At 59.9% G+C, this 14,799-nt stretch carries 15 protein-coding genes; 7 read left to right on the top strand and 8 right to left on the bottom strand.

Annotation, left to right across the window (positions count from 1 at the left end):
- Positions 1-1,275 (top strand): uracil-xanthine permease family protein, encoded by a 1,275-nt coding sequence (locus tag AO353_RS14850; protein ID WP_054595634.1) that lies wholly within the window; start codon positions 1-3, stop codon positions 1,273-1,275.
- A 159-nt stretch (positions 1,276-1,434) separates the two neighbouring features.
- Here the strand turns inward: AO353_RS14850 and hemH are convergent, their stop codons facing one another.
- Together hemH and AO353_RS14840 are read right to left on the bottom strand one after the other, a co-directional pair.
- Complete coding sequence (gene hemH / locus AO353_RS14845) at positions 1,435-2,457, bottom strand: ferrochelatase (RefSeq protein WP_054595633.1); 1,023 nt, start codon at positions 2,455-2,457, stop codon at positions 1,435-1,437.
- Between the two features lie 13 nt (positions 2,458-2,470).
- Positions 2,471-3,373, bottom strand: coding sequence for a TIGR01777 family oxidoreductase (locus AO353_RS14840; protein WP_054595632.1), 903 nt, complete (start codon positions 3,371-3,373; stop codon positions 2,471-2,473).
- Between the two features lie 196 nt (positions 3,374-3,569).
- On the opposite strand from AO353_RS14840, the gene AO353_RS14835 reads away from it, so the two are divergent.
- The 6 genes from AO353_RS14835 to AO353_RS14810 all read left to right on the top strand — a co-directional run bounded on the left by AO353_RS14835 (position 3,570) and on the right by AO353_RS14810 (position 9,288).
- Positions 3,570-4,556: an NAD(P)/FAD-dependent oxidoreductase gene (locus AO353_RS14835; protein ID WP_054595631.1), complete on the top strand. Its 987-nt coding sequence runs from the start codon at positions 3,570-3,572 to the stop codon at positions 4,554-4,556.
- Positions 4,557-4,715: 159 nt separating this feature from the next.
- On the top strand, positions 4,716-5,678 hold the full coding sequence (locus AO353_RS14830; protein ID WP_054595630.1) for a YbgA family protein: 963 nt from the start codon (positions 4,716-4,718) through the stop codon (positions 5,676-5,678).
- Positions 5,679-6,623, top strand: coding sequence for a MerR family transcriptional regulator (locus AO353_RS14825; protein WP_054595629.1), 945 nt, complete (start codon positions 5,679-5,681; stop codon positions 6,621-6,623).
- 21 nt (positions 6,624-6,644) lie between these two features.
- Positions 6,645-8,090 (top strand): deoxyribodipyrimidine photo-lyase, encoded by a 1,446-nt coding sequence (phrB, locus tag AO353_RS14820; RefSeq protein ID WP_102667282.1) that lies wholly within the window; start codon positions 6,645-6,647, stop codon positions 8,088-8,090.
- Between the two features lie 13 nt (positions 8,091-8,103).
- The gene (locus tag AO353_RS14815) at positions 8,104-8,928 is read left to right on the top strand and encodes an SDR family NAD(P)-dependent oxidoreductase (protein WP_054598236.1); all 825 of its coding nucleotides are present in this window, start codon (positions 8,104-8,106) and stop codon (positions 8,926-8,928) included.
- Positions 8,929-8,982: 54 nt separating this feature from the next.
- Positions 8,983-9,288 (top strand): YkgJ family cysteine cluster protein, encoded by a 306-nt coding sequence (locus AO353_RS14810; RefSeq protein ID WP_054595627.1) that lies wholly within the window; start codon positions 8,983-8,985, stop codon positions 9,286-9,288.
- Positions 9,289-9,339: 51 nt separating this feature from the next.
- Here the strand turns inward: AO353_RS14810 and AO353_RS14805 are convergent, their stop codons facing one another.
- The 6 genes from AO353_RS14805 to hemA all read right to left on the bottom strand — a co-directional run bounded on the left by AO353_RS14805 (position 9,340) and on the right by hemA (position 14,707).
- Positions 9,340-9,858 carry an acyloxyacyl hydrolase gene (locus AO353_RS14805; protein ID WP_054595626.1) on the bottom strand — a complete coding sequence of 173 codons (519 nt, stop codon included), beginning with the start codon at positions 9,856-9,858 and terminating at the stop codon, positions 9,340-9,342.
- A gap of 116 nt (positions 9,859-9,974) precedes the next feature.
- Complete coding sequence (murI, locus tag AO353_RS14800) at positions 9,975-10,766, bottom strand: glutamate racemase (RefSeq protein WP_054595625.1); 792 nt, start codon at positions 10,764-10,766, stop codon at positions 9,975-9,977.
- Positions 10,759-11,514: a molybdopterin-synthase adenylyltransferase MoeB gene (locus tag AO353_RS14795; RefSeq protein WP_054595624.1), complete on the bottom strand. Its 756-nt coding sequence runs from the start codon at positions 11,512-11,514 to the stop codon at positions 10,759-10,761. Before AO353_RS14795 ends, murI begins: the two co-directional genes overlap by 8 nt.
- Positions 11,508-12,338: a peptide chain release factor N(5)-glutamine methyltransferase gene (gene prmC / locus AO353_RS14790; RefSeq protein ID WP_054595623.1), complete on the bottom strand. Its 831-nt coding sequence runs from the start codon at positions 12,336-12,338 to the stop codon at positions 11,508-11,510. Before prmC ends, AO353_RS14795 begins: the two co-directional genes overlap by 7 nt.
- Positions 12,339-13,421: a peptide chain release factor 1 gene (gene prfA, locus AO353_RS14785; protein ID WP_054595622.1), complete on the bottom strand. Its 1,083-nt coding sequence runs from the start codon at positions 13,419-13,421 to the stop codon at positions 12,339-12,341.
- Positions 13,418-14,707, bottom strand: a complete 1,290-nt coding sequence (gene hemA, locus AO353_RS14780; RefSeq protein WP_054595621.1) for a glutamyl-tRNA reductase — start codon at positions 14,705-14,707, stop codon at positions 13,418-13,420. Before hemA ends, prfA begins: the two co-directional genes overlap by 4 nt.
- Positions 14,708-14,799 lie beyond the last annotated feature (92 nt).

Below are 14,799 nucleotides of genomic sequence, written 5' to 3'. Positions count from 1 at the left end.
ATGCGGGATGAGTTCAACGACCCGCTCTGGCGCACGGTGCTGTCTGGTGCGCAGATGCTGTTCGTGGCGTTTGGCGCGTTGGTGTTGATGCCGCTGATTACCGGCCTCGACCCGAATGTCGCGCTGTTCACGGCGGGCCTCGGGACTCTGCTGTTCCAGGTGGTCACCGGGCGGCAAGTGCCGGTGTTCCTGGCGTCGAGCTTTGCCTTCATCACCCCGATCATTCTCGCCAAGGGCCAGTTCGGCCTCGCGGCGACCATGGGCGGGGTGATGGCGGCCGGTTTCGTTTATACCTTTCTCGGCGTGGCCGTGAAGATCAAGGGCACCGGTTTCATCGACCGTTTGTTGCCACCAGTGGTGATTGGCCCGGTGATCATCTCGATCGGCCTGGCGATGGCGCCGATTGCCGCGAACATGGCGATGGGCAAGGCCGGTGATGGTTCCGAGCTGATTCATTACCAGACCGCCATGATGATCTCCATGCCAGCGCTGCTGACGACCCTGATCGTAGCGGTGTTCGGCAAAGGCATCTTCCGCCTGGTGCCGATCATCTCCGGCGTACTGGTCGGGTTTGCCATGGCGTTCTTCTTCGGTGTCGTCGACACCGCGAAGATCGCTGCCGCGCCGTGGTTTGCGTTGCCGCACTTCACCGCTCCGGAATTCAACTGGCAGGCGATTCTGTTCATCGTCCCGGTGGCGCTGGCCCCGGCCATCGAGCATATCGGCGGCGTGATTGCAGTCGGCAGCGTGACCGGACGTGATTACCTGAAGAAGCCCGGCCTGCACCGCACGCTGTTTGGCGATGGCATCGCAACCACTGCCGCCGGCCTGCTCGGCGGCCCACCTAACACCACGTACGCTGAAGTGACGGGCGCGGTGATGCTGACCAAGAACTACAACCCGAAAATCATGACCTGGGCAGCGATCTTTGCCATCAGCCTGGCGTTTATCGGCAAGTTCGGTGCGCTGCTGCAAAGCATCCCGGTGCCGGTGATGGGCGGGATTCTTTGCCTGTTGTTCGGGTCGATTGCTGCGGTGGGCATGAACACCATGATCCGCCACAAGATCGATTTGGCTGAAGCGCGCAACCTGGTGATTGTCTCGGTCACGCTGGTGTTCGGGATTGGCGGCATGCTGGTCGGCACCGGTACCGGCGCGCAGGACTTCGGCCTCAAGGGCATCGCGCTGTGCGCTGTCGTGGCGATCGCGCTGAACCTGATTCTGCCGGGCAATGACAGCTGGAAGCACAAGAAGGCGGATGAGCCGTTGCTTTAACGGCTTATACAGCCCCCTGTGGCGAGGGAGCTTGCTCCCGTTCGGCTGCGAAGCAGTCGTAATCCGGTTGTCGCGGTCCGTCAGATGTAGCGCGGTATCGGTTTCAGGAGCGCTTCGCGCTCCAACGGGAGCAAGCTCCCTCGCCACATTACCGCTCGCCTACAACGCCAGCGGCGCTCTTTCACACAAGATGTTCAACGCCTGCGCCCACTGCGGGTCATCGTTGAGACACGGCACCAGCACCAACTCCTCGCCGCCCGCCTCGCGGAACTGCTCGAGCCCACGGTCACCGATCTCTTCCAGGGTTTCGATGCAGTCGGCCACAAACGCCGGGCACATCACCAGAATCTTCTTCACACCTTGCTTGGCCAACGCGTCAAGACGCGCTTCGGTGTAGGGTTCGATCCATTTGGCGCGACCCAGCCGTGACTGGAACGACACCGACCATTTGCCGTCCGGCAAGCCCAAGCGCTCGGCAAATGCTGCCGCGGTACGCAGGCACTGACCGCGATAACAGGTTGCAACCACTTCCGGCGGCGCGCCGGCACAGCAATCACCGTCGCCCTCAAAGCTATGGCCCGGGTTGAGCTTCTTCAGGTGCCGCTCCGGCAAACCATGGAAGCTCAGCAGCAGATGATCGTAATCCTGCTCCAGGTACGGCCTGGCACTGGCCACCAGCGCATCGAGGTATTCCGGCTGATCGTAGAACGGCTGGAGAATCGAGAACTGCACATTCAGTTTCTTCTCGCGCACCACCCGCTTGGCCTCTTCAATCACCGTGGTCACGGTGCTGTCGGCGAACTGTGGATAAAGCGGTGCGAGGGTGACTTTTTTGATCCCTTGAGCAGCCATGCGGGTCAACACCGACTCAATCGACGGCTCGCCGTAACGCATGGCCAACTCGACCGGCCCTTGGGTCCACTGCGCGGTCATCGCTTGCTGCAAACGGCGACTGAGCACCACCAGCGGCGAACCTTCGTCCCACCAGATCGAGGCATAGGCGTGAGCCGATTGCTCAGGACGCTTGATCAGAATCAGCGAGACAAGCAAACGTCGCACCGGCCATGGCAGGTCAATGACATAAGGGTCCATCAGAAATTGATTGAGGTAGCTGCGCACGTCCGCCACCTGTGTGGAAGCGGGCGAACCCAAGTTGACCAGGAGCAACGCGTGATCGGTCATGCAACGTCCTATTTCAAAGGCGGCTGGACACGTCGTCCAGGGCCGCACGCAAATCAGTGAAGCGGAATGTGAAACCCGCCGCCAGCAGGCGCGCCGGCGTCGCCCGCTGACCACCCAGCAGCAACAGTGACAACTCGCCAAGACCGACCTTCAGCACAAATGACGGCATCGGCATGAACGCCGGCCGGTGCAAAACGCTGGCGAGGGTCTTGGCGAACTCGCGATTGCGCACCGGTTTTGGCGCGCACGCATTATAAGGACCGCTGGCGTCTTTCTGATGCAAAAGAAAATCAATCAGGGCGATTTGATCGTCGATGTGAATCCACGGCATCCACTGCCGACCATTACCGATCGGCCCGCCCAGCCCCAATTTGAACGGCAATAACAGCCGCGACAAAAAGCCGCCCTCCGCCGACAGCACCAACCCGGTACGCACCAGCACTACCCGAATCCCCAGCGTCTCGGCGCGCTGTGCGGTCTCCTCCCAGGCAATGCACAACTGGCTGGCGAAGTCTTCGCTGACCGGCGGCGATTTCTCGGTCAGCTCACGCTCACCGCCATCGCCGTACCAGCCGACTGCGGAGCCCGAAATCAACAACTGCGGTTTCTGCTCGAGGCTTTCAAGCCAGGCCAACAGGGTTTCGGTAAGCCTGATTCGACTGTTCCAGAGCAGCGCCTTGCGTCGATGAGTCCACAAGCGATCAGCAATCGGTGCACCCGCGAGATTGATCACCGCATCCACCGGACGTTGGCCAATGTCTTCCAGACGCCTGACGCCACGTACCTGCGTGCCGCACAATTTCGCGACTTGTTCGGGCCTGCGACTCCACACCGTCAGGCTATGGCCCTGGCTCAACCAGTGTCGGCAGAGTTGACGTCCTATCAAACCAGTACCGCCGGTCAGCAATATGTGCATGACATCTTCCTCGCGTGGCGTTTTACCCTGATCACTAGTCTATTTTTATAAGCAGGGATGTTTCGGATCTGGCAGGTTCTGTGTTTAACAATAGGCCAACCTGCCAGAACGAGAACGCTGAAAGTTATACCAGAAAACAATGTTGTATAGGTTTAACCTGCAGCGTAGCCTGTACAGAAAGGTAAACGAGGCCTCTATGACTGTACCCATCGCAATCATCGGCACCGGCATCGCCGGACTCTCGGCAGCCCAAGCCTTGCAAGAGGCCGGGTACGTCGTTCAATTGTTCGATAAAAGCCGTGGCAGCGGCGGTCGCATGTCGAGCAAACGCAGCGACGCCGGCGCACTGGACATGGGCGCACAATATTTCACCGCCCGTGATCGCCGCTTTGTCATTGAAGTCCAGCGCTGGCAAGCCAATGGCTGGGTCGCCGAATGGACGCCGCAGCTCTACCACTATCAGGGTGGCCAGCTCAGCCCATCACCGGATGAACAGACCCGCTGGGTCGGCACCCCACGCATGAGCGCCATCACCCGCGCGCTGATCGGCGATACGGAAGCGCATTTCGCTTGCCGGATTACCGAGGTCTATCGTGGCGAAGAACATTGGCATTTGCAGGATGCCGAAGGCTTCACCCACGGTCCCTTCAGCCATGTCGTCATCGCTACGCCTGCGCCGCAAGCCACTGCCCTGCTGGCCTCCGCGCCGAAACTCGCCGGGGTCGCCGCCGGGGTAAAAATGGACCCGACCTGGGCCATTGCACTGGCCTTCGACACGCCGCTGGATACGCCGATGGAAGGCTGCTTTGTACAGGACAGCCCACTCGACTGGCTGGCGCGTAACCGTAGCAAACCGGGGCGCGACACCACCCTCGACACCTGGGTATTGCACGCCAACAGCAACTGGAGCCGACAACATATCGACCTGTCTAAAGAGGCAGTGATCGAGCAACTGCACGGCGCCTTCGCCGAGTTGCTGCACGATTCCATGCCTGCGCCGGTCTTCAGCCTTGCCCATCGCTGGCTCTACGCCCGTCCGTCCAGCAGCCATGAATGGGGCGTATTGGCCGATGCCGACCTGGGCTTGTACGTGTGTGGCGACTGGTGCCTGTCAGGGCGGGTCGAAGGCGCCTGGATGAGCGGCCAGGAAGCAGCTCGCCGCCTGCACGCACACCTGCAGTGAAACGCGTCAACCTGCACAGACATTGCACGATGAATCCCACAGGAAGAGGGAGCCGGTAAAACTTGTACAAACAATTTGACTTGTACACCCTTGGATCTATGATCAAACCGTGTTGTACAGCGCGAACAGCCTGTACAGGTATAGATCCGAGGTGCCTCCATGCCCAGCGACTCAGCAAGCAAACCGAAAATCGCTGTCAGTGCCTGCCTGATGGGCGCCGAGGTGCGTTACAACGGCGGGCATAAAGCCTCTCCGCTGTGCAGTCGAACCCTCACGGATTATTTCGAGTTCATTGCAGTGTGCCCGGAGGTCGCCATCGGCCTGGGGGTTCCCCGCGAACCGATTCGACTGGTCGGCAATCCGCAGCAACCTCGCGCCGTCGGTACGGTTCACCACGAACTGGATGTCACTCAGGCACTGACGAACTACGGCCAGCAAATGGCCGGCGCGCTGGGCGATATTTGCGGCTATATCTTCATGCAAAAATCACCGTCCTGTGGCCTGGAGCGAGTCAAGGTTTACCACGCCAACGGCAGCCCGCACGACGGCGGTGCACGCGGCATCTACGCTCAAGCGTTTTGTGCCCGACACCCGGACCTGCCGGTGGAAGAAGACGGTCGACTGAACGATCCCGTACTACGCGAGAATTTCCTGACCCGGGTATTTGCCTACTCAGCCTGGCAGGAGCTCCTGCAAAACGGCTTGAGTCGCAATGGCCTGACCGACTTTCACGCACGCTACAAATACCTGTTGATGGCCCATAACCCACTGCAATACCAAGCCTTGGGCAAGCTCCTGGGTGATATGGGCCAGACCGATCCCGATGAACTCGGCCCGCGCTATTTCAGCGAGCTGATGGCGGCACTGAAACAATGTGCCACCCGCGGCACCCACACCAATGTGCTGCAACACCTCAGCGGCTATCTCAAACAGGTCATCAGCGCCGAAGACAAACAGGAAGTGCAGCATGTGATCGGTCAGTACCGCCACGGCATCGTGCCCTTGGTGGTACCGCTGACATTGCTCAAGCATCACTTGCGCCATCATCCCGATCCGTACGTTATGCAGCAGGCGTACCTGCAACCGCACCCGGAAAATCTCAGCTTGCGAAATGCGATTTAAATGAAAACCGAACCTGACATTCATCCCCATGACGACAGCCCAGCCACCGGCGATCAACAGCCCCCGGAGAACGATTGGCTGCCGATTCGCGAAGTTGCACGAATCACCGGCGTCAACGCCGTTACCCTGCGTGCCTGGGAACGTCGCTATGGCCTGATCGTGCCGCTGCGTACGTCCAAGGGACACCGACTGTTCTCGGTCGAACATGTGCAGCGGATCCATGACATTCTCACCTGGCTCAATCGCGGCGTGGCCGTCAGCCAGATCAAACAGCTGCTGGATACGCCAGCAGCATTGCGTGAACCGGTCACAAATGACTGGCACGTCCTGCGCCTCAAGCTGATGCAGGCGATCGGACAACTCGCTGAGCGCCAGCTCGATGAGACGCTCAATCAGGCCATGTCGTTGTATCCACCGCGCACCTTGTGCGAGCAACTGCTGATGCCGCTGCTGGCCGAACTCGAGCAGCGCTGGCAAGGTCAGTTTGGCGCGCAGATGGAGCGGGCGTTCTTTTATTCCTGGTTGCGCAGCAAGTTCGGTGCGAGGGTCTACCACAACAACCGTCAGTTGCGCGGCGCGCCGTTGCTGCTGATCAATCACTCCGACTTACCCCTGGAGCCGCATCTGTGGCTCATCGCCTGGCTGATCAGCAGCGCCGATTGCCCCGTGGAAGTGTTCGACTGGCCGTTGCCAGCCGGCGAATTGGCACTGGCGGTCGAGCATCTGCAAGCGCGTGGCGTGCTGCTGTATTCCAGTAAAACAATCGATCTCAAACACTTATTGAAACTTCTGACCAATGTCGACGGCCCAAAACTCATGGCCGGCCCTGCGGTGTGCATCCACCACGCCGAGTTGTCCGCCAAAACCTCTGAAATAGCCGATTTATTTCTGGCCGAAGATCCGTTGTCGGCCCATCAGGCACTGGTTCAGCGTGGGCTCATTTAAATGCTTGTAGGCAAAACTTCCCTGCAATTGATCTGGCTGCGCAGCGACTTGCGTCTGCATGACAACACTGCCCTCTCGGCCGCCGCAGCTCGTGGTCCATGCGTGGCGGTGTATTTGTTGAGCCCGCAGCAATGGCATGCCCACGATGATGCACCGTGCAAAGTGGATTTCTGGCTGCGTAACCTGCTCGAGTTGAGCCACGCCCTCGGCGAGCTGAACATTCCCTTGCTGATCCGTACTGCCGCACGCTGGGATGATGCGCCGCAGGTGCTTGGCCAGTTATGCACAGAGCTGAACGTCGAGGCGGTTCACGTCAACGAGGAATACGGCGTGAATGAAAGTCGCCGTGATGCAGCCGTCAGCAAGACTCTCGACGCTGCGGGCATTGGCTTTTACAGCTACCTCGATCAATTGCTGCTCAAGCCCGGCAGCGTGCTGACCAAAACCGGTACGTACTTCCAGGTCTTCAGCCAATTCCGCAAAGCTTGCTACACCCGCCTGCAGGTTGCATTACCGCGCCTGATTGCCGCCCCCGGGGTTCAGATGCCAACGGCCATCAACCGTGACCCGATTCCATTGCAGGTCGAGGGCTTCGACACACCAAGCGAACATCTGCGCGTGCTCTGGCCCGCCGGTGAAGGTGAAGCTCATCGGCGTCTGGAGCACTTCGCCCAAGGGCAGATTGATGACTACAAGGAGCAACGCGACTTCCCGGCAAAACCCGGTACCAGCCAGTTGTCCGCGTACCTCGCAGCCGGGGTGATTTCGCCACGCCAGTGCCTGCACGCCGCCGTGCAAAGCAATCAAGGCGAGTTCGAAAGCGGCAGCGTTGGCGTCATCACCTGGATCAACGAACTGCTCTGGCGCGAGTTTTACAAACACATTCTGGTGGGCTATCCACGGGTCTCCCGGCACCGCGCCTTTCGCCCGGAAACCGAAGCCCTTGCCTGGCGCGACGCTCCGGATGAGCTGGCGGCCTGGAAAGAGGCGCGCACCGGGCTGCCGATCATCGATGCTGCCATGCGCCAACTGCTGGAAACCGGCTGGATGCACAACCGTCTGCGGATGCTGGTGGCGATGTTCCTGACAAAAAACCTGCTGATCGACTGGCGCGAAGGTGAGCGTTTTTTCATGCGCCATTTGATTGATGGCGATCTGGCCGCGAACAACGGCGGCTGGCAGTGGAGCGCTTCCACCGGCACCGATTCGGCGCCCTGGTTCCGGATTTTCAACCCGCTGAGCCAGTCGGAAAAATTCGACGCTGAAGGTCTGTTCATCAAGCACTGGCTGCCGGAACTGGCGGGGCTGAACAACAAATCGATCCACAACCCGGCGGCCATGGGCGGACTGTTTGGCGTGGCCGACTATCCACTGCCAATCGTCAATCTGGGCCAGTCACGCGAGCGCGCACTGGCGGCATTCAAACATTTGCCTTCGCGTCTGGATCTCGGAGCGAGACATGACTGAAAAGGAGAGTGGATTGAGTCATACAACGCCACGACGGTATTGGCTGACGGGAGCCGGCAACGGCATTGGTGCTGCACTGGCCGAGGAACTGTTGAAGTCCGGCATGCACCTGGCGGTCAGTGCTCGCACGATTGCACCATTGAAAGTCCTGGCCCAGCGCTATCCGGGGCAAGTGCTGGTGGTGGCGGGCAATCTGACCAGCAGTCAGACCGTGCGCGAGATTGGCGAACGGATCCAACAGGAGTGGGGCTCGCTGGACACCGTGATTATCAATGCCGGCACCTGTGAATATGTTGACACCCAGCAGTTCGACACCTCGATCATCGAACATGTGGTGCGCACCAACCTGCTCGCCAGCAGCTATTGCATCGACGCCGCCCTGCCGCTGCTGCGCGCTGGTATCGCCCCCCATCTGGTGGGTATCGCCAGCTCAGTGACTGATCTGGCCCTGCCTCGGACCGAAGCCTATGGCGCCTCGAAAGCCGGGCTGCGGTATCTGTTTGAGTCACTGCGCATCGACCCCGCCTCGGAAGGTGTTGAAATCACCCTGGTTAGCCCCGGTTCCGTCGCCCCCCTGCTGAGCGGGAACAACGACTATCCGATGCCACAAATCTGGTCGGCCGACAACGCCGCACGCCACGTCGTCGAAACCCTCAAGCAGCGCCCGCAGGAAATCCCCCTCCTGGCCCTGTCGATGGTTGCACTCTGGCCTTTGTCGAAAATGTCCAACCGCGCAAAATTAGTGATCGGCAAACGCATGGTCAGACGCGCGCCGCCAAGCATCGATACGCCGCAAACGAATCATGACCAATGCCTGTCGACAACCCCATCCGGTTGAGCGTCCGTCAGGCCTTTCACACAGCTACGGCGCGCTGCCTTACACTGCGCACCTATGAACACGATCCCCATCAAGACCATCGCCGAACCAGCGGTCACCTGCTCGACCTGCGCAGCCTGCTGTTGCCAGCTCGAAGTCATGCTGATCACCGACACTGGCGTGCCCGAACGTTTTATCGACACCGACGATTGGGGCGGGGAAGTCATGCTGCGCCTGGATGACGGCTGGTGCGCCGCGCTGGATCGCGACAGCATGATGTGCACCATTTACGAAAAGCGCCCGCTGATCTGCCGGGAGTTCGAGATGGGCGCACCGGAGTGCATCGACGAGCGCCAGGGGATTGCGACGGTGTATCGCTGATCCTGATTTGCACAGCCCCCTCACCACAATTACCCACCATGCGTCGGCACATTACAGCGGCATCGTGTAATGCAACGCGTAGCTTTCTATACCGTCATTGGTGACGTTGATATGGGCGTTGGAGTAATGCGTCGCGCGAATCCCGATTTCATGCCCGCCAGCAAACCGCAGGCCGAACCCCAATCGATCCTCAAATTGAAAAGCCTCGCCCAACCGGCGATCGTCCACTTCGTCGTGAGCGAATACCGCAACGCCGATGCCGGCCTCCAGATAAGGTTTGACGGTTTGCCCGGAAAACTCATAAACGAACACCGGAGAGAATGACAGGCTGTGATTGCTTACAGTCTTGTCGCCATTCCAATAGGTGTACGCACCGCTCCAGTAGCCCGTCACGCGCCCGACATCAGTCTGCCACCAGCTTTTATCCCAATCCCATTGCAGGCCCAGGCGATAAGTCTGGGTCGAACCGCTGGTCTGGCCAACCGCAAACTCGACGCCAGCGGCTTGTGCGGTAAAACTGTGCCCCAAAAACACGACCGCGATCGCGGCTAAACAGAACAGTCGTTTCATGAGAAACATCCTTTTCCGAACGATTATGTTTGTTTTTTGGGGCTCTACAGACGTGCTATGAAGATCCACGCCTCAATAGAAATGCATCCAATTGAAGCGCTCCCCAAAACGACTTTCTACAGACTGAAGCTTTGCACAACCCCGGCGTTATGCCAGAGCAGCGGCAGGATATTTCTCAAGTGCTCGGGGCTGGCACTGGTCCAGAACTGCGCGTCGCGAGGTGGCCCTACTGCGAGCAACTCACGCTCGGCCAGCAGGCGCTGGGTTTGCCGGGCAACCGCCGCGCCAGTATCGATCAGGCTGATGTCGGCGGGGAGCATTTGCTTGAGCAATGGCTTGAGGAAAGGATAGTGCGTGCAACCAAGAATAATCGTGTCACACCCGGCTGCCAGCAGAGGTTCGAGATAACCGGCCAGTAACTGGCACAGCTCCTGGCTGTGCAGGTCACCGGCTTCGATCAGTTCCACCAACCCTGGGCACGGCTGAGTGATGACCCGTACATCGGTGGCAAAACGGTCGAGCAAGGCCGCGAACTTGGCGCTCTGCAACGTCCCGGTAGTGGCGAGCACACCGACCACGCCACTGCGAGTGGCCGCGGCGGCTGGCTTGACCGCAGGCTCCATGCCGATGATGGGCCAGTCCGGGTAGTCACGACGCAAATCCGCGACACCGGCCACGGTTGCCGTGTTGCAGGCCACAACCAAGGCCTTGGCACCTTGCCGGACAAAAAACTCCGCGACTACGCTGCAACGCTGGCGAATGAACTCGGGAGATTTCTCGCCATAGGGAATGTTCCCGCAATCGCCGACATACAACAGCGATTCATTGGGCAACAATTGCTGGATCTCGGCCAGCACCGACAACCCGCCGACCCCGGAATCGAACACGCCGATGGGCGCTTCACGCATGCCTGCCCCCGCAAACACTGCAGCCTGGATCACGCTTGACCCGCAACTCGCGGAACCGCGCCCCCAAGGCATCGATTAATAATAACCGTCCCACCAACGGCTCACCGAACCCGACCAACAGTTTCAGCGCCTCAAGCGCTTGCAGGCTGCCCACCAACCCCACCAACGGACCGAGCACGCCGGCCTCGCTGCAGGTCAGTTCGGCTTCGCTGCCGTGCCCGTACAAGCAGTGGTAACACGGGCTTTCCGCGCGACGTGGGTCGAACACCGACAACTGCCCTTCCAGGCGAATCGCCGCACCGCTGACCAAGGGTTTTCGCGCCACTACACACGCCGCGTTCACCGCTTCGCGGGTGGAAAAATTGTCGGAGCAATCGAGCACCACATCGACCGCCGACACCGCAGCGGCCAACGAGTCTTCGTCCAGCGCGGTGCGATGAGCGATCAGTTGAATCTCGGGGTTTATCGCTGTCAGACGCCGGATAGCCGAGTCGACCTTGCTCAGCCCGACGCTGTCGGTATCGTGAATGATCTGCCGTTGCAGGTTGGTCAGGTCGACCGTATCGAAGTCCGCCAGATGCAACTCACCGACGCCGGCAGCCGCCAGGTACAGCGCGACCGGCGCACCAAGCCCGCCGAGGCCGACGATCAAGACGCGGCTTTGCTTGAGTCGCAATTGGCCGTCGATGTCGACGTGTTGCAACAGAATCTGCCGGCTATACCGCAACAGCTCCTGATCATTCAGCACGGTAGACGCCCCAGACTGATACGTTCATGGTCACCGAGGTCCTTGCGGCTGTGGACCTCTTCAAAACCTTGGGTCAGCAGCAAATCGCGCACGGCATCGGCCTGATCATAACCGTGCTCGAGCATCAACCAGCCGCCCGCTTCCAGGTGGCCAGGCGCCTGGGCGATGATCAAACGCAAGTCATCGAGCCCGTCGGTGCCGGCCACCAACGCGCTGACCGGCTCGAAACGCACGTCACCGACCACCAGGTGCGGGTCGGCGCAGGCGATATAAGGCGGGTTGCTGATAATCAGCGTGTAGCGATGATCTTTCAGCGCACTGAACCAGTGACTGCTGAGCACCGTGACGTTGTTCAAGTGCAGACGCTGGCGATTGCGCTCGGCCAGGGCCACGGCCTCGAGGATCCGGTCCACTGCAGTGACTTGCCAGGCTGGACGCTCGCTGGCCAACGCCAGGGCAATCGCGCCGCTGCCGGTGCCCAGATCGAGAACCTTGGCCGGTGTCGCGGGCAACAGTTCCAGGGCAGTTTCAACCAGCAACTCGGTGTCCGGACGCGGGATCAGCGTATGCGGCGCCACTTCCAGGTCCAGCTTCCAGAAACCCTGCTGGCCGAGAATATAGGCCACCGGCTCGCCGGCGCGGCGACGTTGCAGGTACTCGGCAAAGATCAGCGCGGCTTCGCTGGGAACGATGCGCTCCGGCCAGGTGTGCAGAAAGCTGCGGGACTTGCCCAGGGCCGCGGCCAGCAGCAATTCAGCATCCAGGCGCGCGGTAGGCGAGTCAGGCAGGTCGGCTGCACGTAACAAACTGGCAATGATGGTCATTTATTCACCTATCGCTGCCAGTTGATCTGCCTGGAATTCGGCCAATAACGGCTCGATCACGGCATCGACGCCACCCGCGAGGATTTCGTCGAGGGAATACAGCGTCAGGTTGACCCGATGGTCGGTGACCCGCCCCTGGGCGAAATTGTAGGTACGGATTCGCTCGGAGCGGTCGCCCGAGCCCACCAGCAATTTGCGCTCGCTGGCGATGGCATTCGCCGCGGCGCTGGTTTGCTGGTCATTCAATTTAGCCGAGAGCCAGGACATCGCCCGCGCCCGGTTCTTGTGCTGGGACCGTTCTTCCTGGCACTCGACCACGATGCCCGACGGCAAGTGGGTAATCCGGATCGCTGAGTCGGTCTTGTTCACGTGCTGACCGCCTGCGCCGGAGGAGCGATAGGTATCGACGCGCAAATCTGCCGGGTTGATCTCGATCGCTTCCTGTTCGTCCGGCTCAGGCAATACCGCCACGGTACACGCCGAGGTGTGGATACGGCCCTGGGATTCGGTGGCCGGAACCCGTTGCACGCGGTGCGCGCCGGATTCGAACTTCAGCTTGCCGTAGACATTGTCGCCTTCGACCCGCGCGATAACTTCCTTAAAGCCGCCGTGTTCGCCGATGTTCTCCGACAGAATCTCGACCCGCCAGCCACGCCGTTCGGCGTAACGCGAATACATGCGGAACAGATCGCCGGAGAAGATCGCTGCTTCGTCGCCGCCAGTACCGGCACGAATTTCCAGGAACACGTTGCGCCCGTCGTTCGGGTCCTTGGGCAGCAGCATGCGTTGCAGGCTGGCTTCAAGTTCGATCAGCTGCTCTTTGGCTTCGCGAACTTCTTCGACGGCCATTTCGCGCATGTCCGGATCGCTGTCCTTGAGCAGCGCCTGGGCACCTTCGAGATCGCCCTGAACCTTGAGCAGCTGTTTATAGGTGGCGACAATCGGCTCAACTTCCGCGTATTCCTTGGAATAGGTGCGGAATTTGTTCTGATCGGAAATGACTTCGCCATCGCCAAGCAAGGCGGTCAGTTCCTCGAAACGGTCCTGGAGGATGTCCAGCTTATTGAGCAGTGACGCTTTCATTGCGGTTTTTTATCCGAAGAGCTATCCGAGTTGCCCTCACCGAGGGCAAAGAGTTCCTGAGCCATGGCCAGCGCATCGAGGCGGCCTTCGGCGGTAAGCTTTTTCAACTGCACGCTGGGGGCATGCAACAGTTTGTTGGTCAGGCCACGAGCCAGTTGCACCAGCACGTCTTCAGCGCTGCTGCCGTTGGCAAGCAGACGCTGGGCCTTTTGCAATTCTTCATCACGCAGGCGTTCGCTCTGTTGACGATAGGCCTTGAGCACATCCACCGCTGCCAGTTCACGCAGACGAACCATGAAGTCATCGGCGCCGATGGAAACCATCTCTTCCGCCGCCTGGGCAGCACCCTGACGGCTCTTGAGGTTTTCGGCGACCACTTCGTGGAGATCGTCGACGCTATAGAGGTAAACGTCGTCCAACTCGCCGACTTCCGGTTCGATATCCCGTGGTACAGCGATATCAACCATGAAGATCGGTTTATGTTTGCGCAGTTTCAAGGCACTTTCTACCGCGCCTTTGCCAAGAATCGGCAACTGGCTGGCGGTCGAGCTGATGACGATATCACTGCGCACCAGTTCTGCCGGGATGTCCGAGAGTAGCACCGCGTGGGCGCCAAACTGCTCAGCCAGGATGCTGGCGCGCTCCAGGGTCCGGTTGGCGACCACAATCCGCTTCACGCCCAACTCATGCAAATGGCGGGCGACCAGGGTAATGGTCTCGCCAGCGCCGATCAGCAACGCCTGGCTGCGCTGCAAATCGCTGAAAATCTGTTTCGCCAGGCTGACCGCGGCAAACGCCACGGACACCGGGTTTTCACCGATGGCGGTGTCGGTACGCACCTGTTTCGCCGCATTGAATGTGGCCTGGAACAAACGCCCAAGCAGCGGACCAATGGTGCCGGCCTCGCGGGCCACGGCATAGGCCGATTTCATCTGGCCGAGAATCTGTGGCTCGCCCAACACCAGCGAGTCGAGCCCGGAAGCGACACGCATCATGTGACGAACTGCCGCATCATCTTCGTGCACATAAGCGCTGGCACGCAGCTCTTCGAGGCTCAAATGGTGATAATCGGCCAACCAGCGCAACACGGTATCGGCAGAAAGCTGATCCTGTTCTATATAGAGTTCACTGCGATTGCAGGTGGAGAGGATCGCAGCTTCGCGGCTGTCGGTGAGTCGGCAGAGCTGCTGCAAGGCCTCAACCAGCTGTTCCGGGGTAAAAGCCACGCGCTCGCGGACGTCTACGGAAGCAGTCTTGTGGTTAATACCGAGTGCAAGGAAGGCCATTCAAGATCGCTGATGATGTCGAGAAGCCGACAATTGTCCTACTTCGCCTGACTCAGAACAACCATTGCCGACTATTGTCCTGATACCTTGCC

Source organism: Pseudomonas fluorescens, from assembly GCF_001307155.1.
GTDB classification, from domain to species: domain Bacteria; phylum Pseudomonadota; class Gammaproteobacteria; order Pseudomonadales; family Pseudomonadaceae; genus Aquipseudomonas; species Aquipseudomonas helvetica.
The sequence above is the reverse complement of the archived record's forward strand: the minus strand, read 5'-3'. Positions and strand labels throughout refer to the sequence as shown.